Origin of the sequence: Streptomyces sp. NPDC059785, from assembly GCF_042732375.1 — a bacterium.
Lineage (GTDB): Bacteria > Actinomycetota > Actinomycetes > Streptomycetales > Streptomycetaceae > Streptomyces.
Window position 1 is genome coordinate 93,532 of record NZ_JBHWHV010000031.1, and the last position, 20,492, is coordinate 114,023.

A 20,492-nucleotide genomic window follows, 5' to 3' on the forward strand; every position below is an offset into this window, starting at 1 on the left:
GTCCCGTTCCGACACCTGGCCGTAATCGGCCGCACGGCACCCGTAATCCCGGGCGCCACGGTTCGATAACGGCCCGGAGGTTTCCCGTTCCCCTCCCCTTCTACGCGCGTTACTGTGCGCCGAAATCGCCGTCCCGCGGCGGTAGTTGGGGATTCGGGCGCCGGTGACGGCGCCGTGGGGACGAAGGGTGCTAGCTGTGCGTCTGATCTCTCGGAGGACCAGGTCCTCCCGGGCGGCGGTCACCGTCGCCGTCATCGCCCTCGCGGCCGCCGGCTGCGGTAAGACCAGCGACGAGGCGAAGAGCGATTCCGGCAAGAAGAGCGACTCCGGCTCCTACTCCGGCAAGGGCATCGGCCTCGCGTACGACATCGGCGGCAAGGGCGACCAGTCCTTCAACGACGCCGCCTACGCCGGGTTCGAGAAGGCGGGCAAGGAGTTCAAGATCGGCGGCCGGGACATCGAGCCGCAGGACGGCGAGTCGGACGCCGACAAGGTGCAGCGCATCGAACAGCTCGCCAAGGCCGGCTACAACCCGGTGATCGGCGTCGGCTACATCTACGCGCCGGCCGTCAAGGAGGTCTCCGCCAAGTTCCCGGACACCACCTTCGGGATCATCGACGACGAGCAGATCAAGGCCGACAACGTCGTGGACCTGGTCTTCCACGAGGAGCAGGCCTCGTACCTCGCGGGCGTCGCCGCGGCCGAGGCCAGCAAGAAGAAGCACATCGGCTTCATCGGCGGCGTGGACATCCCGCTCATCCACAAGTTCGAGGCGGGCTTCAAGCAGGGCGCGAAGTCGGTCGACCCGAAGATCGAGATCGAGTCGCAGTACCTGACGGAGACGGCGCAGGAGGGCGGCTTCGCCAGCCCCGACAAGGGCAAGGACGCGGCGAGCGGCCAGATCGAGAAGGGTGCCGACGTCATCTACCACGCGGCCGGGCTCTCCGGTCAGGGCGTGATCTCCGAAGCCGGCGAGAAGAAGGTGTGGGCGATCGGCGTCGACTCCGACCAGTACCGGCAGAACGCGCTCAAGAAGTACAAGGACTACATCCTCGGCTCCGCCCTGAAGAACGTCGGCGGCGCGGTCTACGACCTGACCAAGTCCGTCTACGAGGGCAAGCCGCTCACCGGCGTCCAGCGCGGCGACCTGAAGTCCGGCGGGGTCGGCTTCGCGGACTCCAACCCCAAGTACCAGGCCATGACGGACGTCGTCGACGCCGTGGAGAAGGCCAAGCAGGAGATCATCGACGGCAAGGTCACCGTTGACACGAAGTAACGAAAAGCTCTCGCCGGCCGTGCGCCCCTCGCCTACCGCAAGGGGCGCATCGCGGTGCGTAGGCATGGCCGCTTCTGCGGCCACGAGTCGGTAACGGACCGGACAGAAGGGGTTTTACGTCTGGTCTACGCGCGTTACGCTGCGGCGGAACCAGCGCCTGGTTTGGGCGCTTGCACACAAGGAGTCTCGTTCCATGCGCCGGGTGTCCCGATTCGCGGTTGCGGGCGTTGCGACCGCTTCCCTCGCTCTTTCCCTCGCCGCCTGTGGCGGCACGTCCAGCGACGCCAAGAGCGAGAGCTCGGGCGGCAAGTCCAAGGGCCTCGCGCTCGCGTACGACGTCGGCGGCAAGGGCGACCAGTCCTTCAACGACGCCGCGACCGCGGGCATGGAGAAGGCCGACGACGAGTTCGGCTACACCTCGCAGGCCGTCGAGCCGCAGGACGGTGAGTCGGACGCGGACAAGGTGCAGCGCCTGGAGCAGCTCGCCAAGTCGGGCTACAACCCCGTCATCGGTGTCGGCTACGCCTACGCGCCGGCCGTCAAGGAAGCCGCGGAGAAGTTCCCGAAGGTGACCTTCGGCGTCATCGACGACGAGACGGTCAAGGCCGACAACGTCGCCGACCTGGTCTTCCACGAGGAAGAGGCCAGCTACCTGGCGGGCGTCGCCGCCGCCAAGGCCACCAAGTCGAACACCGTGGGCTTCGTCGGCGGTGTGGACGTCCCGCTGATCCACAAGTTCGAGGCCGGCTTCAAGCAGGGCGTCACGGACACCAAGAAGGGCATCACGGTCAAGTCGCAGTACCTGACCGAGACCGCCGCCGAGGGCGGCTTCGCCAGCCCCGACAAGGGCAAGAGCGCCGCCGAGGGCCAGATCGACGCCGGTGCGGACGTCGTGTACGCCGCCGCCGGTCTGTCCGGCCAGGGTGTCATCCAGGCCGCCGCCGCGGCCAAGGTCTGGGCGATCGGCGTGGACTCCGACCAGTACAAGCAGGACGCGCTGGCCAAGTACAAGGACTACATCCTGACCTCGGCCACCAAGGACGTCGCCGGGGCCGTCTACAACCTGGCGAAGTCGGTCAAGGACGGCAAGCCCGAGACCGGTGTGGTCCGCGCGAGCCTGAAGACCGGCGGTGTCGGCCTGGCCGACTCGAACCCGAAGTTCAAGGACGACTCCGCCATCCAGGCCGCCGTCGAGAAGGCCGCGGCGGGCATCAAGGACGGCTCGATCAAGGTCAACAGCAAGTAACGAACCGAGGACAAGACGCTGTGACCTGATGTCACGGCCATGGTCAAGGAACCGCTGTAATGGCAGCGTTACGGCCGCGGAACGGGGTGCGGGGAGGATGATCTCCCCGCGCCCCGTTCGCACGGAGGCAACGAAAGGCCTCACAGGCTCGGAAAGAGGCCCGGAACGGTCAGGTCCGGGCACGATTCAAAGTAGGGGCGCTACGCGCGTAGATCGGCCCCTTTCGCAAGGAGAGTGCGCCATCGACGCGTCCAGCAGCCCTCCGCTCACCGCACAGCCGACCGCGGTCGAGCTGGCGGGGATCACCAAGCGTTTCCCCGGTGTGGTGGCCAACCACGACATCCATCTGAGCGTCCGCAAGGGCACCGTGCACGCCCTCGTCGGCGAGAACGGCGCCGGCAAGTCCACGCTGATGAAGATCCTCTACGGCATGCAGAAGCCGGACGAGGGCACCATCTCCGTCGACGGCGAGCAGGCCGCCTTCTCGTCCCCCGCCGACGCCATCGCCCGCGGCATCGGCATGGTCCACCAGCACTTCATGCTCGCGGACAACCTCACCGTCCTGGAGAACGTGGTCCTCGGCAGCGAGAAGCTGTACGGGATCGGCGGCGGCGCCCGCAGGAAGATCGTGGAGATCTCCGAGCGCTACGGCCTGAACGTGCGCCCCGACGCGCTGGTCGAGGACCTCGGCGTGGCCGACCGGCAGCGCGTGGAGATCCTCAAGGTCCTCTACCGCGGCGCCCGCATCCTGATCCTCGACGAGCCCACCGCCGTCCTCGTGCCGCAGGAGGTCGACGCGCTCTTCGACAACCTGCGCGAGCTGAAGTCCGAGGGCCTCGCCGTCATCTTCATCTCGCACAAGCTGGGCGAGGTGCTGTCGGTGGCCGACGACATCACGGTCATCCGCCGCGGCACGACCGTCGGCACGGCCGTCCCCGCCGAGACGACCCCGCGCCAGCTCGCCGAGCTGATGGTGGGCAGCGAGCTGCCGACGCCGGAGACCAGCGAGTCGACGGTGACGGACCGGCCGATGCTCCAGGTGGACCGGCTCCGCCTGGAGGCCGAGGGCGGCCGGGCGGTCCTGGACGACATCACCTTCACCATCCACGCCGGTGAGGTGCTGGGGCTCGCCGGTGTCGAGGGCAACGGCCAGACCGAGCTGATCGACGCCCTCATCGGCCTCAAGCACGCCGACTCGGGCACCATCGCGCTCGGCGGCGAGGAGATCACCGGCTGGGTCACCCGCAAGCGCCGCGAGCGGGGCGTCGGCTACATCCCCGAGGACCGCCACCGCCACGGCCTGCTCCTGGAGTCCCCGCTCTGGGAGAACCGCATCCTCGGGCACGTCACCGAGCAGCCCAACGCCAAGGGCATCTGGCTCGACATCAAGGGCGCGCAGGACGACACCCGCCGCATCGTCGAGGAGTACGACGTCCGTACGCCCGGCATCGACGTCACCGCGGCCTCGCTGTCCGGCGGCAACCAGCAGAAGCTGATCGTCGGCCGCGAGATGAGCCACCAGCCGCGGTTCCTGATCGCCGCCCACCCCACCCGCGGTGTGGACGTCGGCGCGCAGGCCGCGATCTGGGACCAGATCCGCGAGGCCCGCCGCGAGGGCCTGGCCGTACTGCTGATCTCCGCAGACCTGGACGAGCTGATCGGCCTGTCCGACACCCTGCGGGTGATCTACAACGGCAGGCTGGTCGCGGACGCCGACCCCGCCACCATCACCCCGGAAGAACTCGGCTCGGCCATGACCGGCGCCGCGTCCGGTCACCTGGAACACGTCGAAGAGCCCGGCGACGAAGCCGCCCCGGAGGACGAGGCCCGATGAAGAAGTTCGACAAGGAGCGGGTGCTCCTGGCGGTGGCCGGACCGGTCATCGCCCTCGTCGCGGCGGTGGCGCTGACCTCGGTCGTGCTGATCGCCTCCGGCAAGAGCCCGTTCGAGCCGTACACCCTGATGATCGAGCAGGGGACGTACTCCGACGTCCAGGTGCTGATCATCAACCAGGCGTCGATGTACTACATCGCCGCGCTCGCGGTCGCCCTCGGCTTCCGCATGAACCTGTTCAACATCGGCGTGGACGGCCAGTACCGCCTCGGCGCGATGATCACCGCGCTGGTCGGCGCGCACCTGGCGCTGCCCTCGTTCCTCCAGATCCCCGTGCTGCTGCTGGTCGCCATGCTGACCGGCGCCTTCTGGGCCGGTATCGCGGGCGTCCTGAAGGTCACCCGCGGGGTGAGCGAGGTCGTCGCGACGATCATGCTCAACGCGATCGCCACCAGCCTCATCGGCTACCTCATGCTCAGCGACAACTTCGGTGTGCAGGTCGGCAACAACAACACGACCGGCGTCATGAAGGAGTCCGGCTGGGTCCCGGGCATCAACCTCGGCGAGGACGTCGGCGAGATCTACGGCCTGGTCTTCCTCGCGATCCTGCTCGGCGTCGTCTACTGGGTCGTCCTCAACCGCACCCGCTTCGGCTTCGACCTGCGCGCCAGCGGCGCCTCCGAGTCCGCCGCCGCGGCCTCCGGCGTCGACGCCAAGCGCATGGTCCTCATCGCCATGCTGGTCTCCGGCGCCGTCTCGGGCCTGGCCGGTCTGCCGCTGCTCCTCGGCGACGTGCACACCTACAGCCTGAGCTTCCCGGCCGGCCTCGGCTTCACCGCCATCGGCATCGCCCTGCTCGGCCGCAACAACCCCGGCGGCATCGCGCTCGCCGCGCTCCTGTGGGCCTTCCTCGACAAGGCGGCCCCCGCCCTCGACTACGCGACCCCGGTGGCGTACGAGAAGGAGATCGCCACGATCATGCAGGGCCTGATCGTCTTCGCGGTCGTCATCTCGTACGAGGCCGTACGCGTCTGGGGCCTGCGCCGCCAGCAGAAGCGGGTCGGCGAGGAGCTGGCCGCGGCCGCCGCCAACAACACCACGCAGCAGAAGGAGGTGGCTGCCCGATGAGCACCGCGACCGTCGCCAAGCCGCAGGCGCAGCAGCCCGGCAAGGGCAGCCGCCGGATGTCCCTGCCGGTCCTCCTGATCGTCATCGCGGGAGTACTGGTCCTGACCTCGGCCGTCCGCCTGATCACCGACGCGGACGGCATCACCTCCACCGGACAGATGTCCACGGCGCTGCGGCTCGCGGTGCCGATCGGGCTCGCCGGTCTCGGCGGCCTGTGGGCCGAGCGGGCGGGCGTCGTCAACATCGGCCTCGAGGGCATGATGATCCTCGGCACCTGGTTCGGCGCCTGGGCCGGCTACCAGTGGGGCCCGTGGGTCGGCGTCCTGTTCGGCATCCTCGGCGGGGTGCTCGGCGGCATCCTGCACGCCATCGCCACGGTGACCTTCAACGTCAACCACATCGTCTCCGGTGTGGCGATCAACATCCTGGCGCTCGGCACCACCCGCTACCTGTCGAAGTTCGCCTTCGAGGGCGTGCCGCAGGGCTCCGCCAAGCAGTCACCGCCGATCGACTCCATGGGCACCTTCGACATCCCCGGGCTCTCCAGCGGTCTGGTCTCGCTCAACGAGAAGCACTGGTTCCTGGTCTCCGACCTCGCGGGCCTGGTCGGCGGTCTGATCACCGACCTGTCACCGCTCACCGTCGTCGCCGTCGCCCTGGTCCCGGCGACCTGGTGGGTGCTGTGGCGCTCGGCGTTCGGCCTCAGGCTCCGCTCCTGCGGCGAGAACCCGGTGGCCGCCGAATCCCTCGGCGTGAACGTCTACAAGTACAAGTACCTCGCCGTGATCATCTCGGGCGGCTTCGCCGGTCTCGGCGGCGCCTTCCTCTCCATCGTCGCCTCGAACGTCTACCTGGACGGCCAGACCGCGGGCCGCGGCTACATCGGCCTCGCGGCGATGATCTTCGGCAACTGGATGCCGGGCGGCCTCGCCCTCGGCGCCGGGCTGTTCGGCTATACCGACAGCCTCAACCTGCGCGGCGGCGGCACCAACGTCCACGCGCTGATCCTGCTGATCGCGATCCTGCTGGTCTTCGGCGCCGCCTACCTGGTGTGGAAGAAGCGGCACGTCCCGGCCGTGATCACCGCCGTGATCGGGGTGCTGATGTTCGTCTGGTACGCCGTCACCGACGAGGTGCCCAAGCAGCTCGTGACCGCCACTCCGTACATCGTGACGCTGCTCGTGCTCTCCCTGTCCGCCCAGCGGCTGCGGATGCCGAAGGCGGACGGCATGCCGTACCGGAAGGGGCAGGGCAAGTGACGCAGGAGGTGAACGGCACCGCGGACGTCGACTGGGACGCTCTCAGGAAGACGGCGCGCGACGCGATGAACCGTGCGTACGCGCCGTACTCGGGGTACCCGGTCGGGGTCGCGGCCCTCGTCGACGACGGCCGCACCGTCTCCGGCTGCAACGTCGAGAACGCGTCGTACGGACTCGGACTGTGCGCCGAGTGCGGCCTCGTCTCCGAGCTCCAGAACAGCGGCGGCGGCCGGCTGACGCACTTCACCTGCGTCGACAAGCACGGCGAGATCCTGGTCCCGTGCGGGCGCTGCCGCCAGCTCCTGTACGAGTTCGGCGGCCCCGGCCTGCTCCTGGAGACCCCGGCGGGCGTCCTGCCGCTCTCCGAGATGCTCCCGCAGGCCTTCGGGCCCGGGCACCTCACCAAGTAATTCCCCCGGCGGCCCCTCCGCGCGCTCGTCGTGCGGGAGGGGCCGCTGCTCTTCTCGGAAGGAAAGTCATGGCGATGTCCTCGATGGATGCCATCTCCGTCATCCGCACCAAGCGGGACCGCGGCGAACTCAGCGACGAGCAGATCGACTGGGTCATCGACGCGTACACCGGCGGTGAGGTCGCCGACTACCAGATGGCCGCCCTCAACATGGCGATCCTGCTCAACGGCATGAACCGCCGAGAGATCGCCCGCTGGACCGCCGCGATGATCGCCTCCGGCGAGCGCATGGACTTCTCCTCGCTGTCCCGGCCGACCGCCGACAAGCACTCCACCGGCGGCGTCGGCGACAAGATCACGCTGCCGCTCGCCCCGCTGGTCGCCGCCTGCGGCGCCGCCGTCCCGCAGCTCTCGGGCCGCGGCCTCGGCCACACCGGCGGCACCCTCGACAAGCTGGAGTCCATCCCCGGCTGGCGCGCGCTGCTCTCCAACGAGGAGATGCTCTCCGTCCTGGACGGCGTCGGCTCGGTCATCTGCGCCGCGGGCGACGGCCTCGCCCCCGCCGACAAGAAGCTGTACGCGCTGCGCGACGTCACCGGCACGGTCGAGGCGATCCCGCTGATCGCCTCGTCCATCATGTCCAAGAAGATCGCCGAGGGCACCGGTTCGCTGGTCCTGGACGTCAAGGTCGGCAGCGGCGCCTTCATGAAGACGATCGAGGACGCCCGCGAACTCGCCTCCACCATGGTCGGCCTCGGCACCGACCACGGCGTGAAGACGGTCGCGCTGCTCACCGACATGGCCACCCCGCTCGGCCTGACCGCGGGCAACGCCCTGGAGGTCCGCGAGTCGGTGGAGGTCCTGGCGGGCGGCGGTCCGGCGGACGTGGTCGAGCTGACGCTCGCCCTGGCGCGCGAGATGCTCGACGCGGCCGGTGTGAAGGACGCCGACCCGGCGAAGGCGCTGGCCGACGGCTCCGCGATGGACGTCTGGCGCCGGATGATCGCGGCCCAGGGCGGCGACCCGGACGCGGAGCTGCCGACCTCGAAGGAACAGCACGTCGTGAGGGCGGGCGCCTCCGGAGTCCTCACCCGCCTCGACGCGTACGACATCGGCCTGGCCGCCTGGCGCCTCGGCGCCGGCCGCGCCCGCAAGGAGGACCCGGTACAGGCCGCCGCGGGCGTCGAACTCCACGCCAAGCCCGGCGACACGGTGACGGAGGGCCAGCCGCTGCTGACCCTGCACACGGACACGCCCGAGCGCTTCCAGTACGCCCTGGATGCGGTGGAGGGTTCGTACGACATCGCGGCGGCGGGGACGGACTTCACGGCTTCGCCGGTGGTGCTGGAACGTATCGCCTGACCAGGTCTTTTCTCGATCGGGTGAACGGGATCGGTGGACCGCCACCGGTCCCGTTCGGCATGCTGTAGTCGGTGACGTACTGATTGGAGACCGCCATGAGCGCACTCACCGTCGACCACATGACGGCCAGCGGCCACGAGTGGGACGGGCTTGTCCGGATCTGGGAGGACACGGACGCACCCGAGGGCTGCAAGGTGGAGATCATCGAGGGGATCGTCACCGTGGCACCACCGCCGTCCGACGAGCACAACGACATTGCCGACCTCGTGCAGCGGTGTCTGTACGAGGCGATTACGAAGGAATGGGGCATTTACCAGACGCTGGGTGTGGCCGTTCCGTCGCGCATTGGGCTGTACATCCCCGATCTGGTCGTGATGCCTCGGAAAGTGGTGCGTGCTGAGCGAGGCGCGCCCAAGCCCGCTGCGGCTGCCGAACTCGTCATGGAAATCACGTCCAAGAGCAACGCGAGCCATGACCGCATCACGAAGGCGGCGGGTTATGCGCAGGCAGGAGTGCCGCTCTACCTGCTGGTTGACGCCTGGGCCCCCAGCGGCCCCACCGTGACCCTCTACGGAGAGCCGAAGGGTGACGTCTACCGCGTCCTGCATGCGGTCAAGTTCGGCGAGCCCCTGACACTCTCCGCCCCTTTCGACGTCACCCTCGACACCAGCGAGTTCCTGGCCGACTGATCCAGTACGTGTCGGTCACCCCAACAACGCCGCGATCACCACCAGCGCCGGTACCGACAGGATCGTGGACAGCAGGATCGACTCCCGGGCCAGGACTTCTCCGACGCGGTACTGGGACGCGTACGTGTAGAGATTCTGCGCGGCGGGCAGCGCCGACGTCACCACCACGTCCAGGAGCGGGGCGCCGTGCAGGCCGAAGACGCCCGCCGCAAGGGCCCAGGCGGCCAGCGGCTGGCCCACCGCCTTGAGGGCGACCGACAGCAGGACGGGGTTACGGTCGGGACCCCGGCCCGGCATCGTGCTGCCGCACAGGGAGATGCCGAACGCCAGCAGGACCGCCGGAACCGACATGTTGCCGATGAGCGTCAGCGGGTCCATGACCGGGCCGGGTACGGTCAGGCCGCTCGCCGAGACCGCGACGCCGCTCAGCGAACCGACCGCGACCGGGTTGCGCACCGGCGCCGTCACCCGCCGCCACAGGGACGCCTTCCCGCCGTCGGACCCCGACAGGTCGAGGACGGTCAGCGCCACCGGCGTCATCACGATCTGCTGGAACAGCAGCACCGGCGCCACCAGCGAGGCGTCGCCCAGTACGTACACCGCGATCGGGATGCCGAGGTTGCCCGCGTTGACGTAACTGGAGCAGAGCGCGCCCACTGTCGTCCGGCCCGCGCCCCAGCGGCGTACGGCACCCACCGCGACGAAGACGCCGACCGCCACCGCCGTGCTCAGCGCCGTCACCAGCAGTCGGCTGGAGAAGATCACCGACAGGTCCGCCTGCGCGAGCGTGGTGAACAGCAGAGCGGGCGAGGCGACATGGAAGGCGAGCTTCGTCAGGACCTCGCGCCCGTTCTCCCCGAGGTAGCCGCGCCGGCCTATGAGATAGCCGACGGCGATCACCACGGCGATGACACCGAAGCCGGTCAGCACCCCCTGCACGGCGCCTCCTGACGGGGGTGGTGGGCATCTGCGTACAGGTGCCGGCGAGGCGGTGCGGGCGGTGATACGCAGGGCGATCCGTGGGGCGATCCGTGGGGCATACACCCAACCTTCCGGGGAAGATCAGGCGCAGGTCAATTTGACATCCTCCCCTCCTTGAAGGGGATTCCTGGCTCAGGCTGCCTCCGAGAGCGGCGCTCCCGGGGGTCTTGTGCCCTCGGCACCAGCCGGGTTGAGACCAGCCCGGACGAGCATCACGCGGGCGGAGTTCTTGTCCCTGGGGGATACGGCTCCGCATGCGGTGCAGGTGTAGGTACGTTCTGACAGTGGCAGTGCGTGCTTGGTTCTCGCTCCGCACGACGCGCAGTCCATGGTGGTGTGCGCGGGGTGGACGAGGCGGATGTCCCGTCCGTGCTTGCGGCCCATCTCGATCAGGGCCGTCTTGGTGGCGCCGATGGCGGCGTCGGTGGCTTTGCGGGCCATGGTGGTCTTTGCGAGGAACTTCGGCCGGAAGTCCTCGACGGCGATGGCGTCGTGGTCGGTCACGACGCGCTTGGCCCACTTGCGTGCGGTGTCCTGCCGCTGCCGGGCGACCTTCTTGTACAGCTTCGCGGCCTGCTGTTGGGCTGCGCGGTATCCCCTGGATGCCGACTGCCCCTTGGCGGGACGGCGACGGGCCATCATCCGCTGATACCTCGCGAGCCGCTGGGCGGCGTTCTTGCCGTGCTGGGCGTGCGGTAGGTCGTGGGCGTCGGATGTTGTGGTGGCAATCTCCTTGACGCCCCAGTCGACGCCGAGCACATGGCCCGTGGCGGGGAGCGGCCGGGTCTTGGTGGCGACGACGAAGGAGGCGTACCAGTGCCCCACCGCGTCCCGGTACACCCGCACCGAGGACGGCACGGCGGGAAGGCCGCGCGACCACACCACCGTCAGGACGATCCCGCCCGCCAGATGCAGGCGGCCGTCCCTCAGGCGGAAACCCCGGGTGGTGTAGTTCAGCGTAGGCAGCGCCTCGCGCTTCTTCTTCACTCTGGGCATACCCGCGCGCTGCCTTATAGGCAGCCGTTTTTCGACGTCCTTCATCGCTTTGGAGCGGGACTTGGCGAAGTCCCGGATGGTCTGCTGCTGCGGAACGCTCGCACCGTCGCGGAGCCACGGCAGTTCAGCGCGGGCTTCGGTCAGCATCTTGTCGAGCTGCGCCGGGCCGCAAGTCAACTTGTCGTCGGGGTGCGCACGATTGCGGGCGTATACCTGTCGGGACTTGGCGACGCATTCGTTCCAGATCCACCGGCAGCGGTCCCACTCGCCGAGCAGTGCCGCGCGGGCGGTCGACGACACGCGCAGCCGATAGGTGTACCGGACATGCCCAGCGCTCTGCGGAGGCTTCAGTGGCATCGCCATGGCATTATTTTAGCATGGAAGCTGAGAAGCGGATCTCTCTCCGCCTGCCTGCCGATCTGCACGAACGCCTCGTCGAGAGGGCCCGGACCGACCGGCGGTCCCTCAACTCCGAGATCATCCACCTGCTCGAGGCCGCCATCGGCCCGGCAGTCGGAGACGCCGAATCGCCCTGACGGCGATTCGGCGTCTCCCGCTCTGTTCCGCAGGAGTCCGATTCCTCCCCGGCTTGAAGGCTGGGGCATCCTCGGAGGAGTCCGGTGATCCCGAACAGGAATGAGACGGCCCGGATGCAGAGACATGGCGGCCCGTCTGCGGGTACGCCGGTGACTTCCGTGCGTGCGGTCCGAGCGCGCGACGATGAGTTCTGCACCCTCGACCGGTCTACTGATCGTGGACGCCATGACACCCGCCGTACTCGCGCTGCCGGGCCTCGTCACCCGTGACGACGGGCCCCGGCTCGGCGAGCAGGTGCGGGCACTGCTGGAGACGACCGCGACGGGCGTCGTGATCGTCGATGTGGCCGGACTCGGACCGCCCGGTCTCGGACCGCCCGGTCTGGTTACCGTCGACGTCCTGGCCCGGATGCAGCTCGCCGCCAAGCGAGCCGGGGGCCGGATCCGGCTGCGCAACGCCGATCCGGCCCTGCGGGCCCTACTCGTTCTTGTCGGTCTCGGCGTCGATGTGGGGCGGCAGCCCGAAGAGCGGGAACCACCGGGCGGTGTCGAGGAAGCAGTGCAGTCCGGAGATCCGTCCCTTTGAGATCTCCAGGACCTGCACGGCCCACGGCGTGTAACCGCCCGCCTCCGGATCCGGCTTGTAATGGGCGAAGCCCGGCAGGCCGTTGACCGCGACCGGGAACAGCCGCGAGTTCGCGCACGCCGCGCCGATCGTCGTCATGAAGCCCGTCATGTCGTCCGTGCCGCGCAGCCACAGGTCGAACGGCGGCATCGTCATGATCGCGTCTTCGTGCAGCAGGGCCGTCAGCGCCGTCATGTCGTACCCCTCGAAGGCGGCGACGTAGCGCTCCAGGAGCTTCTGCTGCTCCTCGTCCAGCGGGTCCGACGTGGCGGCGTCCGCGCCGGCGCCCTCCCGCTCGGCGAGGGTCGCGCGGGCCCGCTGGAGCGCGCTGTTGACCGACGCGACCGAGGTGTCGAGCAGCTCGGCGACCTCGCTCGCCTTCCACGCCAGGACCTCGCGCAGGACCAGCACCGCGCGCTGCTTGGGCGGCAGGTGCTGGAGGGCCGCCATGAAGGCGAGCCGCACCGATTCCTTCGCCACCGCCGCCTCGGCCGGGTCGCTCACCGAGGGCAGGACGCGGGCGTCGGGCATCGGCTCGAGCCAGGTGTGGTCCGGGCGGGGGGTCAGCGCCGCCTGGGCCAGCGGCGAGGGAGCACTCAGATCCATGGGACGAGCCCTTCGGTTGCCCGCGTTCAGCATGTCCAGACACACGTTCGTCGCGATGCGGTACAGCCAGGAGCGCATGGAGGAGCGGCCCTCGAACTTCTCGAAGCTGCGCCAGGCGCGGACCATCGTGTCCTGCACCGCGTCCTCGGCCTCGAAGGACGAGCCGAGCATCCGGTAGCAGTACCCCGTCAGTTCGGTCCGGTGCTTCTCCAGCCGGACGTCCAGATCCGCCGTCGTCGCCGTACCGTCGCTCATAGCCAACCCACCCCTGTGGCCGTCCCGTCGCGCCTCTTTGCGCCAGCACTCCGGAAGCTACCGCAGCCCACTGACAATGGCTCCCAGAGTGGAAAAAAGCGCAGGCCGGACCGGTTGCTTGCCGGGCGTGAACGGTTGCCGGTGCAGTGTGTCCGCCGGCGCCCCGAAGCGGCCGCGGGGGTGCGGGGCGCTCAGTGCGCCGTCGCCGGGGCCCGCCGTGCCCGGACCCGCGCCGCGTGCGAGCCGAAGAGCGTGATGGCGACCACGCCGGCCACCGCGAGCAGCCCGAGCCCCACCGTCCCGGTCCAGCCGCCCGCGCGGAACGCGACCGCGCCGAGCGTGCTGCCCACGCTGGAGCCGATGTAGTACGCGGACTGGTAGAGCGCGGATGCCTGGGCCCGGCCGTGGGTGGCCGTGTGGCTCACGGCCGACGACGCCACCGCGTGCCCCGCGAAGAAGCCCGCCGTGATCAGCACGAGCCCGAGCAGGACGAGGACCAGGGGGCCGGCCAGCGAGAGCAGCAGCCCGGCGGCCGTCGTGCCGCCGCCCAGGTACAGCGCGCCGCGCCGCCCGAGCCGGGTGACCAGCCGGCCCGCCGTGGACGCCGAGACCGTACCGACCAGATAGACCAGGAAGACCGAGCCGACGATGCCCTGCGGGAGCGAGAACGGGGCCTCGCTGAGCCGGTAGCCGATCACCGTGTACACGCCGCCGAAGACCATCATGAACAGCGCGCCGATCGCGTACAGGCGGCGCAGCAGCGGGTTCGCGAGGTGGTCGCGGACCGTGCGGGCCAGGACGCGGGGGCGCAGCGAGCCGGGCGTGAAGTGCCGGGGGACCGGCAGCAGCGCCCGGAAGGCGAGGGCGCAGGCGACCGCGATCACGCCGATCGTGCCGACGGCGACCCGCCAGCCCCACTCCTGCGCGACCCAGCCGGTGATGATCCGGCCGCTCATCCCGCCGACGCTGTTGCCCGCCACGAACAGGCCGATCGCGGTGACCAGCGCCTTGGGGGTGACCTCCTCGGCCAGGTACGCGGTCGCCGACGCGGGCAGGCCCGCGAGCGCCGCGCCCTGCACGGCCCGCAGCGCGACCAGCGCGCCGATCGAGGGAGCGAAGGGCACCAGCAGGCCGACGGTCACCGCGACCGCCAGGGACGCCGTCATCAGGGTCCGGCGTCCGAACCGCTCGGACAGCGCGCTCATCGGGATGACGAACAGCGCCAGTCCGCCCGTCGCCGCCGACACCGTCCAGCTCGCCTCGCTCGCCGACGCCCCGAAGTCCGCGGAGACCAGCGGCAGGAGCGCCTGCGTGGAGTAGAGCAGCGCGAAGGTGGCGACACCGGCGAGGAAGAGGGCGAAGCTCATCCGGCGGTAGCCGGGGCCGCCCGGTGCGGTACGGGAGTCGGGAGCGGGGGCGGGCGAGGCGGCGTCCACGGTGGTGGACGCCCCGGTATCGGCGGAAGGCATGCCCCGAAATTAAGCAGCCGCGGCTCATCCGTCCAATGCACGGAAACCCCATAATCGTTCCCATGGTGCATCAGCAATGGTCAGAGGCGCGACTGTCACCGCACGGTGACACAGAAGACATCGTGGCGGTGCTCGCCCCGCGCCTGGCGTACTTCGCCGGGGCCGCCCGCACCGAGCACGTCACGCGGGCCGCGCACGAGATGGGCGTACCGCAGTCGACGCTCTCCCGCGCGCTGGTCCGCCTCGAACAGGACCTGGGCGTCGACCTGTTCGCCCGCCGCGGCCGCAGCGTGTCCCTCACTCCGGCGGGCCGTACGTTCCTCGCCTCCGTCGAGCGGGCCCTCGCCGAGGTCGGGCGGGCCGCCGACGAGGTGCGCGCGGACGCCGACCCCGCCACCGGGAAGGTCGCCTTCGGCTTCCTGCACACCATGGGCTCCGAGACGGTGCCGGGACTGATCCGCGCCTTCCGCGCCGACCACCCGGGCGTCCGCTTCAGCCTCGTGCAGAACTACGGCGAGGCCATGATCGAGCGGCTCCGCGCGGGGGAGCTGGACCTGTGTCTGACCTCGCCGGTGCCGGACGCGCCCGACCTGGTGGGCCGCCTGCTCGACGAGCAGAAGCTGCGGCTCGTGGTCCCGGCCGACCACCGGCTCGCCGCCCGCAGGCGGATCCGCCTTGCCGAGGCGGCCGACGAGACCTTCGTGACCCTCGAACCGGGCTACGGCATGCGCCGCATCACCGACGACCTCTGCCAGGAGGCGGGCTTCAAGCCGCGCATCGCCTTCGAGGGCGAGGAGGCCGAGACGCTGCGCGGGCTCGTCGCGGCGGGCCTCGGTGTCGCCCTGCTGCCGCCACCGGCCGTCCCCCGCCCCGGAGTCGTCGAACTGTCGGTCACCGCCCCGCGCGCGGTGCGCGAGATCGGCGTCGCCTGGCTCGACGGCCACCCGGACACCCCGCCGGTGGCCGCCTTCAAGAAGTTCCTGCTGTCCCGCCGGGGCCGGCTGCTCCCCGACTGAGCACGGGGCCGCGCCAGTCGGTCGGCCGAGCGCCGGGCCGCGCAGTCGGTCGGCCGAGTACCGGGCCGACCGTGTGGGCGGCCGGCTGAGCACCGGGCCGCGCCAGTCGGTCGGCCGAGCGCCGGGCCGACTGTGCGGGCGGTCGACTGAGCACCGGGCCGGCCGTGCGGGCGGTCGGCCGAGTACCGGGCCGACCGTGTGGGCGGCCGGCTGAGCACCGGGCCGCGCCAGTCGGTCGGCCGAGTACCGGGCCGACCGTGCGGGCGGCCGACTGAGCACCGCACCGGCCGCGCGGGCCGACCGGTCACCGGGCCGGCCGAACACAGTGCCGCGCGGGCCCCCTAGTGGTGTCTGGTCTGTCCGAACCCCGCCGCCAGCGGCATCCGCAGGCCCAGCGGGGGCGGCGCGGCGAGCGCGTCCTCCACGGGCCGGGCGAAGCTCCGCCCGAACAGCGCGCCCATGACGAAGTCCTCGGCCAGCGCGTGCACTTCGGACCGGTGCTGGTGCAGCCCGTGCCCGTCGGAGTGCACCTCGAAGCGGCACACGTCGCGGTTGGCCTTCTTCGCCCGCGCCGCGAGCCGGAACGACAGCTCCGGGTCGGTACGCGCGTCGTTCGTGCCGTGCACGATCAGCACCCGCCGCCCCACGAGGTGCTTCACCGGCTCCGGCGACGCCGCCACGTCGTCCTCGGGCAGCCAGGGTGCCAGCGCGAGCACGGAGTTGACGGCCGTGTGCCCGCCCGCGTGCAGCGCGGCCCGCGCGCCCATGTCCACCCCGGCCAGGCAGACGGGGACGTCCCCGTAACGGCGTACGGCCTCGTCGGCGGCCCAGGACGCGTCGTGCGCGAGATGGGCCTCGGAGCCGTTCCAGCCGCGGTAGCGGTAGTGCACCACGTGGGCGGCCAGCCCCTCCGTACGTCCCGCGCGCGCGAGGCGGCGTCCCAGGGCGCGGACGAAGGCGGCGGACACCCAGGGGGAGGGTCGGCGGCCGGAGCTCTCGTCGCCGCCCGGGAGCAGCAGCACCACGCCGCTCACCGCCGTCGGTTCGGTCCCGAGCGCCCGCCCCAGCCGGACCCTGCGCACCGGCGTCGCTTGCTGTGCCATCAGGACCTGGCCAGGGAACGCCCCGCTTCAGCGGGGTGGGGAATGGCTTCTCCGGGCTGCTCTGACCTCAACTGGGTTCGTGGTTCTGCACTGTTCATGTGGGTCCATCTCTCTGCCGCACTAGACCTGCGGCGCGTGTATAGTGATCGCATGGCCGTGACCAGGAAGGTTCGCCGATTCTCCGGCGGTGTGTATGACCTCGGGCTCCACGTGGTGTGGTGCCCGAAGTACCGCCGCCCGGTCCTCGGCGGCCGGGTCGCGGAACGACTGGAGGAACTGATCCGGCAGAAGGCGGAGGAACGCGGCTGGGAGGTCATCGCTCTTGAGGTGATGCCCGACCACGTCCACGTCTTCGTCAAGCACGACCCGAAGTCGTCAGCTTCATACGTGGCCAACCAGTTCAAGGGCTTCACCTCCCGCCTTCTGCGCGAGGAGTTCCCGCACCTGAAGTCGCGGATGCCCACCTTGTGGTCGTCGTCGTACTTCGCGGCCTCGGCCGGCGCGGTCTCGGTGGCGACGGTCGAGAAGTACATCGACACCCAGTGGGAACGCCCGTCGAAGAAGGGGGACGGCTCGTGATCCGCGCGTACAAGTTCCTCCTGCGCCCCACGGCCCGTCAGGCGGTCGCGCTGGGCGAGATGCTGCGGGATCACTGCTCGCTGTACAACGGCGCCCTCCAGGAACGCCGGGACGCCTACCGGCACACCTCGAAGACGAGCATCACGTACGGGGATCAGTCCGCGCAGCTCAAGGAGATCCGCGCCTTCGACCCCGAGCGTCAGGGACGCTGGTCGTTCTCCTCGCAGCAAGCCACCTTGCGCCGCCTCGACAAGGCGTTCGGGGCGTTCTTCCGCCGCGTCAGGGCCGGGCGGACACCGGGCTACCCACGCTTCAAGGGCGCCGGCCACTTCGACACAGTCACCTTCCCCAGGGACGGCGACGGCTGCCGCTGGGACAGTACGCCCCACGACCCGCAGACCCGCGTGCGCCTCCAGGGCGTCGGGCATCTTCGCGTGCACCAGCACCGGCCTGTGCAGGGCCGCGTCAAGACGATCTCCGTGAAGCGCGAAGGCAGCCGCTGGTACGTCGTCCTGGCCTGCGACGAGGTGCCCGCCGAAAAGCTGCCGCCGACCGGGGCGGTCGTCGGTATCGACATGGGCGTCGCCCACTTCCTGACCACCTCGGACGGCGAACACGTCGCCAACGCGCGCTTCCTGCGGGCGGTGGCCGACGAACTCGCCGAAGCGCAGCGGCACCTCGCGACGTTCCCCAAGCGCACCAAGCAGTGCACCAAGGCACACCGGGGCGCCGCCCGGAAGGTCGCCAAGCTGCACGGCAGGATCCGGCGGCAGCGCGCCGACTTCCACCACAAGACCGCCCGCGCTCTCATCACCGACCACGACGTGATCGCGCACGAGCGGCTGAACACAGCGGGCATGACCAAGAGCCCCGCACCCAAGGCCGACCCCGAGCAGCCCGGCGGCTTCCTGCCGAACGGTGCCGCCGCGAAGGCCGGACTCAACCACAGCATCCTCGACGCGGGTTGGGCGCAGTTCCTCGCGATCCTGGCGAACAAGGCTGAGAGTGCCGGTCGCCTGGTGGTCCCGGTGGACGCGCGCAACACCTCCCGTACATGCCCCGGGTGCGGGCATGCCGCGAAGGAGAACCGCGCCACCCAAGCGAAGTTCCAGTGCGCGGCGTGCGGGTTCGCGGCGAACGCGGACCACGTCGGCGCGACGAACGTCCTCAACAGGGCCGGGCTGGCCCTCTGCGACGTGGCTTAGCCACCGACGCAGGTAGCCCGCGCGTTCACGCGTGGGTGGAGTCACGACAGAACAGTGTCAGAAGCATCGGTGTACGCCATCCGTCGGGGCGGTCACCGTTAGGTATCGACGGATCTTCCCCACGCACGCTCTACGCGCGTAGGCGCCGAAGCGCTACAGTGCCGCAATGACGAGCCAGCACCGGAACACCCCGGACGCGGACCAGATCCGCCGGGCGCCCAAGGTCCTGCTCCACGACCACCTCGACGGTGGTCTGCGCCCGGGCACCGTCGTCGACCTGGCGCGGGAGGACGTGCCCGGCCGGCTCACCGGCGCGCCCGGCCCCTACCTGCCCCGGCTGCCCGAGAGCGACCCCGACAAGCTCGGGACCTGGTTCCGCGAGGCGGCCGACTCCGGCTCCCTGGAGCGGTACTTGGAGACTTTCACCCACACGTGCGCCGTCATGCAGACCCGTGACGCGCTCGTGCGGGTCGCCGCCGAGTGCGCCGAGGACCTGGCCGAGGACGGCGTCGTCTACGCCGAGGTCCGCTACGCGCCGGAACAGCACCTGGAGGCCGGGCTCACCCTCGAAGAGGTCGTCGAGGCGGTCAACGAGGGGTTCCGGGAGGGTGAGCGGCGGGCCAGGGAGAGCGGCCGCCGGATCCGGGTGGGCGCGCTGCTGACCGCGATGCGGCACGCGGCCCGCGCCCTGGAGATCGCCGAACTCGCCAACCGTTACCGGGACAAGGGCGTCGTCGGCTTCGACATCGCCGGCGCCGAGGCCGGTTACCCGCCCACCCGGCACCTCGACGCCTTCGAGTACCTGAAGCGCGAGAACAACCACTTCACGATCCACGCGGGCGAGGCCTTCGGGCTCCCCTCCATCTGGCAGGCGCTCCAGTGGTGCGGCGCCGACCGGCTCGGGCACGGGGTGCGGATCATCGACGACATCGAGATCGGCGCGGACGGCTCCGTACGCCTCGGCAGGCTCGCCTCGTACGTCCGGGACAAGCGGATCCCGCTGGAGCTGTGCCCGAGCTCCAACCTCCAGACCGGCGCCGCCGACTCCTACGCCGCCCATCCCATCGGGCTGCTGCGGCGGCTGCATTTCCGCGCCACGGTCAATACCGACAACCGCCTGATGTCAGGTACGAGCATGAGCCGGGAATTCGAGCACCTTGTCGACGCTTTCGGCTACACACTCGACGACATCCAATGGTTCTCGGTCAATGCTATGAAGTCAGCATTCATTCCTTTCGATGAACGACTGGCCATGATCAATGACGTGATCAAGCCCGGATACGCCGAGTTGAAGTCCGAATGGCTGTTCCAGCAGACCGCGTCCACCAGCGGTTCTGCGGAGAATTCCGAATCCGTGTGATTTTCGGACGGCAGGAACGGTACGGCGACTCGGCCGCATTTTGATGTTTGCGGACGACGGGATCGCGTGTTTACGTTTTCGGACCGCTCACATCCCCGTCGTATCCAAGGACGCATTGACAATGAAGCAGTCTGCTGCCAAGACCCTCGGTGTCGCCGCTCTCGGTGCCGCCTTCGCCGCCGCGGGCGCGGGTGCCGCGAACGCGGCGCCGGCCGCGCCGGACGTCTCCGGTGCTCTGGACACGGTCAGCAAGGCGCTGCCCGCGGAGACCGCGGACTCGGCCGTGCCGGGCGCCAAGGACGCGATCACCCACGGGCCGCGCGCGGTGAGCGAGGGACTGGCCGCCACGCAGCCCGCCGCCACCGGCCTGCTCGCCAACGGCCCGACGTCCCCCATCTCCAACCTGCTCGGCGGTCTGCCGCTTGCCGGCCTGCCGACCCAGGGCCTGCCGGTCAACGGTCTGCCGCTGGGCTGACGCCCTCCCGCACGGGCGGTGCCACGGGCCCGCACCCCGTACCGTCACGCCAAGAACGCCGTTGGGGCGCACCCGGACCGGGTG

The 20,492-nt window shown here is 70.2% G+C and carries 20 protein-coding genes; 15 read left to right on the plus strand and 5 right to left on the minus strand.

The genetic code is table 11. The features are described 5' to 3' along the window. Positions 1–205: 205 nt before the first annotated feature. The 8 genes from ACFV6E_RS23555 to ACFV6E_RS23590 all read left to right on the plus strand — a co-directional run bounded on the left by ACFV6E_RS23555 (position 206) and on the right by ACFV6E_RS23590 (position 9,202). Positions 206–1,276, plus strand: a complete 1,071-nt coding sequence (locus ACFV6E_RS23555; RefSeq protein ID WP_385464381.1) for a BMP family protein — start codon at positions 206–208, stop codon at positions 1,274–1,276. Between the two features lie 193 nt (positions 1,277–1,469). Further along, on the plus strand, positions 1,470–2,522 hold the full coding sequence (locus ACFV6E_RS23560; protein ID WP_385162404.1) for a BMP family protein: 1,053 nt from the start codon (positions 1,470–1,472) through the stop codon (positions 2,520–2,522). A gap of 241 nt (positions 2,523–2,763) precedes the next feature. Continuing rightward, on the plus strand, positions 2,764–4,356 hold the full coding sequence (locus ACFV6E_RS23565; RefSeq protein WP_385162439.1) for an ABC transporter ATP-binding protein: 1,593 nt from the start codon (positions 2,764–2,766) through the stop codon (positions 4,354–4,356). Continuing rightward, positions 4,353–5,483, plus strand: coding sequence for an ABC transporter permease (locus ACFV6E_RS23570; RefSeq protein ID WP_385162406.1), 1,131 nt, complete (start codon positions 4,353–4,355; stop codon positions 5,481–5,483). The genes ACFV6E_RS23565 and ACFV6E_RS23570 overlap by 4 nt, the downstream gene beginning before the upstream one ends. After that, positions 5,480–6,742 (plus strand): ABC transporter permease, encoded by a 1,263-nt coding sequence (locus tag ACFV6E_RS23575; RefSeq protein ID WP_385162407.1) that lies wholly within the window; start codon positions 5,480–5,482, stop codon positions 6,740–6,742. Before ACFV6E_RS23570 ends, ACFV6E_RS23575 begins: the two co-directional genes overlap by 4 nt. After that, positions 6,739–7,152, plus strand: coding sequence for a cytidine deaminase (locus ACFV6E_RS23580; protein ID WP_385464349.1), 414 nt, complete (start codon positions 6,739–6,741; stop codon positions 7,150–7,152). The genes ACFV6E_RS23575 and ACFV6E_RS23580 overlap by 4 nt, the downstream gene beginning before the upstream one ends. Before the next feature lie 68 nt (positions 7,153–7,220). Continuing rightward, positions 7,221–8,513 carry a thymidine phosphorylase gene (locus ACFV6E_RS23585; protein WP_385464352.1) on the plus strand — a complete coding sequence of 431 codons (1,293 nt, stop codon included), beginning with the start codon at positions 7,221–7,223 and terminating at the stop codon, positions 8,511–8,513. Between the two features lie 95 nt (positions 8,514–8,608). Continuing rightward, on the plus strand, positions 8,609–9,202 hold the full coding sequence (locus ACFV6E_RS23590) for a Uma2 family endonuclease (protein ID WP_385162412.1): 594 nt from the start codon (positions 8,609–8,611) through the stop codon (positions 9,200–9,202). Positions 9,203–9,217: 15 nt separating this feature from the next. On the opposite strand, the gene ACFV6E_RS23595 is transcribed toward ACFV6E_RS23590, so the two are convergent. Both ACFV6E_RS23595 and ACFV6E_RS23600 read right to left on the minus strand, forming a co-directional pair. Next, positions 9,218–10,141: an AEC family transporter gene (locus tag ACFV6E_RS23595; protein WP_385464355.1), complete on the minus strand. Its 924-nt coding sequence runs from the start codon at positions 10,139–10,141 to the stop codon at positions 9,218–9,220. 174 nt (positions 10,142–10,315) lie between these two features. Next, entirely contained in the window at positions 10,316–11,542 is a 1,227-nt protein-coding gene (locus ACFV6E_RS23600; RefSeq protein ID WP_385464357.1) for an RNA-guided endonuclease InsQ/TnpB family protein, read from the minus strand. 14 nt (positions 11,543–11,556) lie between these two features. Here ACFV6E_RS23600 and ACFV6E_RS23605 point away from each other — a divergent pair, with 14 nt between their 5' ends. Together ACFV6E_RS23605 and ACFV6E_RS23610 are read left to right on the plus strand one after the other, a co-directional pair. Then, positions 11,557–11,715, plus strand: a complete 159-nt coding sequence (locus tag ACFV6E_RS23605) for an Arc family DNA-binding protein (RefSeq protein ID WP_385162416.1) — start codon at positions 11,557–11,559, stop codon at positions 11,713–11,715. Positions 11,716–11,899: 184 nt separating this feature from the next. Next, positions 11,900–12,301 (plus strand): STAS domain-containing protein, encoded by a 402-nt coding sequence (locus ACFV6E_RS23610; RefSeq protein WP_385464360.1) that lies wholly within the window; start codon positions 11,900–11,902, stop codon positions 12,299–12,301. On the opposite strand, the gene ACFV6E_RS23615 is transcribed toward ACFV6E_RS23610, so the two are convergent. Together ACFV6E_RS23615 and ACFV6E_RS23620 are read right to left on the minus strand one after the other, a co-directional pair. Beyond that, a complete protein-coding gene (locus tag ACFV6E_RS23615) occupies positions 12,194–13,201 on the minus strand; it encodes a sigma-70 family RNA polymerase sigma factor (RefSeq protein WP_385464363.1) in 1,008 nt (335 codons plus the stop codon). The two genes, ACFV6E_RS23610 and ACFV6E_RS23615, sit on opposite strands and share 108 nt — an antisense overlap. A 191-nt stretch (positions 13,202–13,392) precedes the next feature. Then, complete coding sequence (locus tag ACFV6E_RS23620) at positions 13,393–14,670, minus strand: MFS transporter (protein ID WP_385464366.1); 1,278 nt, start codon at positions 14,668–14,670, stop codon at positions 13,393–13,395. Positions 14,671–14,732: 62 nt separating this feature from the next. Between ACFV6E_RS23620 and ACFV6E_RS23625 the strand changes: the two genes are divergently transcribed. Continuing rightward, positions 14,733–15,686, plus strand: a complete 954-nt coding sequence (locus tag ACFV6E_RS23625) for a LysR family transcriptional regulator (RefSeq protein WP_385162421.1) — start codon at positions 14,733–14,735, stop codon at positions 15,684–15,686. Positions 15,687–16,027: 341 nt separating this feature from the next. Here ACFV6E_RS23625 and ACFV6E_RS23630 read toward each other — a convergent pair whose 3' ends face one another. Then, on the minus strand, positions 16,028–16,789 hold the full coding sequence (locus ACFV6E_RS23630) for a prolyl oligopeptidase family serine peptidase (RefSeq protein ID WP_385162422.1): 762 nt from the start codon (positions 16,787–16,789) through the stop codon (positions 16,028–16,030). Positions 16,790–16,939: 150 nt separating this feature from the next. Here ACFV6E_RS23630 and tnpA point away from each other — a divergent pair, with 150 nt between their 5' ends. The 4 genes from tnpA to ACFV6E_RS23650 all read left to right on the plus strand — a co-directional run bounded on the left by tnpA (position 16,940) and on the right by ACFV6E_RS23650 (position 20,408). Further along, a complete protein-coding gene (gene tnpA / locus ACFV6E_RS23635) occupies positions 16,940–17,368 on the plus strand; it encodes an IS200/IS605 family transposase (protein WP_385162424.1) in 429 nt (142 codons plus the stop codon). Beyond that, entirely contained in the window at positions 17,365–18,573 is a 1,209-nt protein-coding gene (locus ACFV6E_RS23640; protein ID WP_385464369.1) for an RNA-guided endonuclease InsQ/TnpB family protein, read from the plus strand. Before tnpA ends, ACFV6E_RS23640 begins: the two co-directional genes overlap by 4 nt. Positions 18,574–18,739: 166 nt before the next feature. Further along, the gene (locus tag ACFV6E_RS23645; RefSeq protein ID WP_385162427.1) at positions 18,740–19,933 is read left to right on the plus strand and encodes an adenosine deaminase; all 1,194 of its coding nucleotides are present in this window, start codon (positions 18,740–18,742) and stop codon (positions 19,931–19,933) included. Between the two features lie 121 nt (positions 19,934–20,054). Next, positions 20,055–20,408, plus strand: a complete 354-nt coding sequence (locus ACFV6E_RS23650; protein ID WP_385162428.1) for an ATP-binding protein — start codon at positions 20,055–20,057, stop codon at positions 20,406–20,408. Positions 20,409–20,492 lie beyond the last annotated feature (84 nt).

Bases quoted from the DNA above. Each gene is read 5' to 3' on its own strand.
- ACFV6E_RS23560 (WP_385162404.1), top strand. From the start codon at position 1,470: ATGCGCCGGGTGTCCCGATTCGCGGTTGCGGGCGTTGCGACCGCTTCC.
- ACFV6E_RS23570 (WP_385162406.1), top strand. From the start codon at position 4,353: ATGAAGAAGTTCGACAAGGAGCGGGTGCTCCTGGCGGTGGCCGGACCG.
- ACFV6E_RS23575 (WP_385162407.1), top strand. From the start codon at position 5,480: ATGAGCACCGCGACCGTCGCCAAGCCGCAGGCGCAGCAGCCCGGCAAG.
- ACFV6E_RS23585 (WP_385464352.1), top strand. From the start codon at position 7,221: ATGGCGATGTCCTCGATGGATGCCATCTCCGTCATCCGCACCAAGCGG.
- ACFV6E_RS23590 (WP_385162412.1), top strand. From the start codon at position 8,609: ATGAGCGCACTCACCGTCGACCACATGACGGCCAGCGGCCACGAGTGG.
- ACFV6E_RS23600 (WP_385464357.1), bottom strand. From the start codon at position 11,542: ATGGCGATGCCACTGAAGCCTCCGCAGAGCGCTGGGCATGTCCGGTAC.
- ACFV6E_RS23605 (WP_385162416.1), top strand. From the start codon at position 11,557: ATGGAAGCTGAGAAGCGGATCTCTCTCCGCCTGCCTGCCGATCTGCAC.
- ACFV6E_RS23610 (WP_385464360.1), top strand. From the start codon at position 11,900: ATGAGTTCTGCACCCTCGACCGGTCTACTGATCGTGGACGCCATGACA.
- ACFV6E_RS23615 (WP_385464363.1), bottom strand. From the start codon at position 13,201: ATGAGCGACGGTACGGCGACGACGGCGGATCTGGACGTCCGGCTGGAG.
- ACFV6E_RS23620 (WP_385464366.1), bottom strand. From the start codon at position 14,670: ATGCCTTCCGCCGATACCGGGGCGTCCACCACCGTGGACGCCGCCTCG.
- ACFV6E_RS23625 (WP_385162421.1), top strand. From the start codon at position 14,733: ATGGTGCATCAGCAATGGTCAGAGGCGCGACTGTCACCGCACGGTGAC.
- ACFV6E_RS23630 (WP_385162422.1), bottom strand. From the start codon at position 16,789: ATGGCACAGCAAGCGACGCCGGTGCGCAGGGTCCGGCTGGGGCGGGCG.
- tnpA (WP_385162424.1), top strand. From the start codon at position 16,940: ATGGCCGTGACCAGGAAGGTTCGCCGATTCTCCGGCGGTGTGTATGAC.
- ACFV6E_RS23645 (WP_385162427.1), top strand. From the start codon at position 18,740: ATGACGAGCCAGCACCGGAACACCCCGGACGCGGACCAGATCCGCCGG.
- ACFV6E_RS23650 (WP_385162428.1), top strand. From the start codon at position 20,055: ATGAAGCAGTCTGCTGCCAAGACCCTCGGTGTCGCCGCTCTCGGTGCC.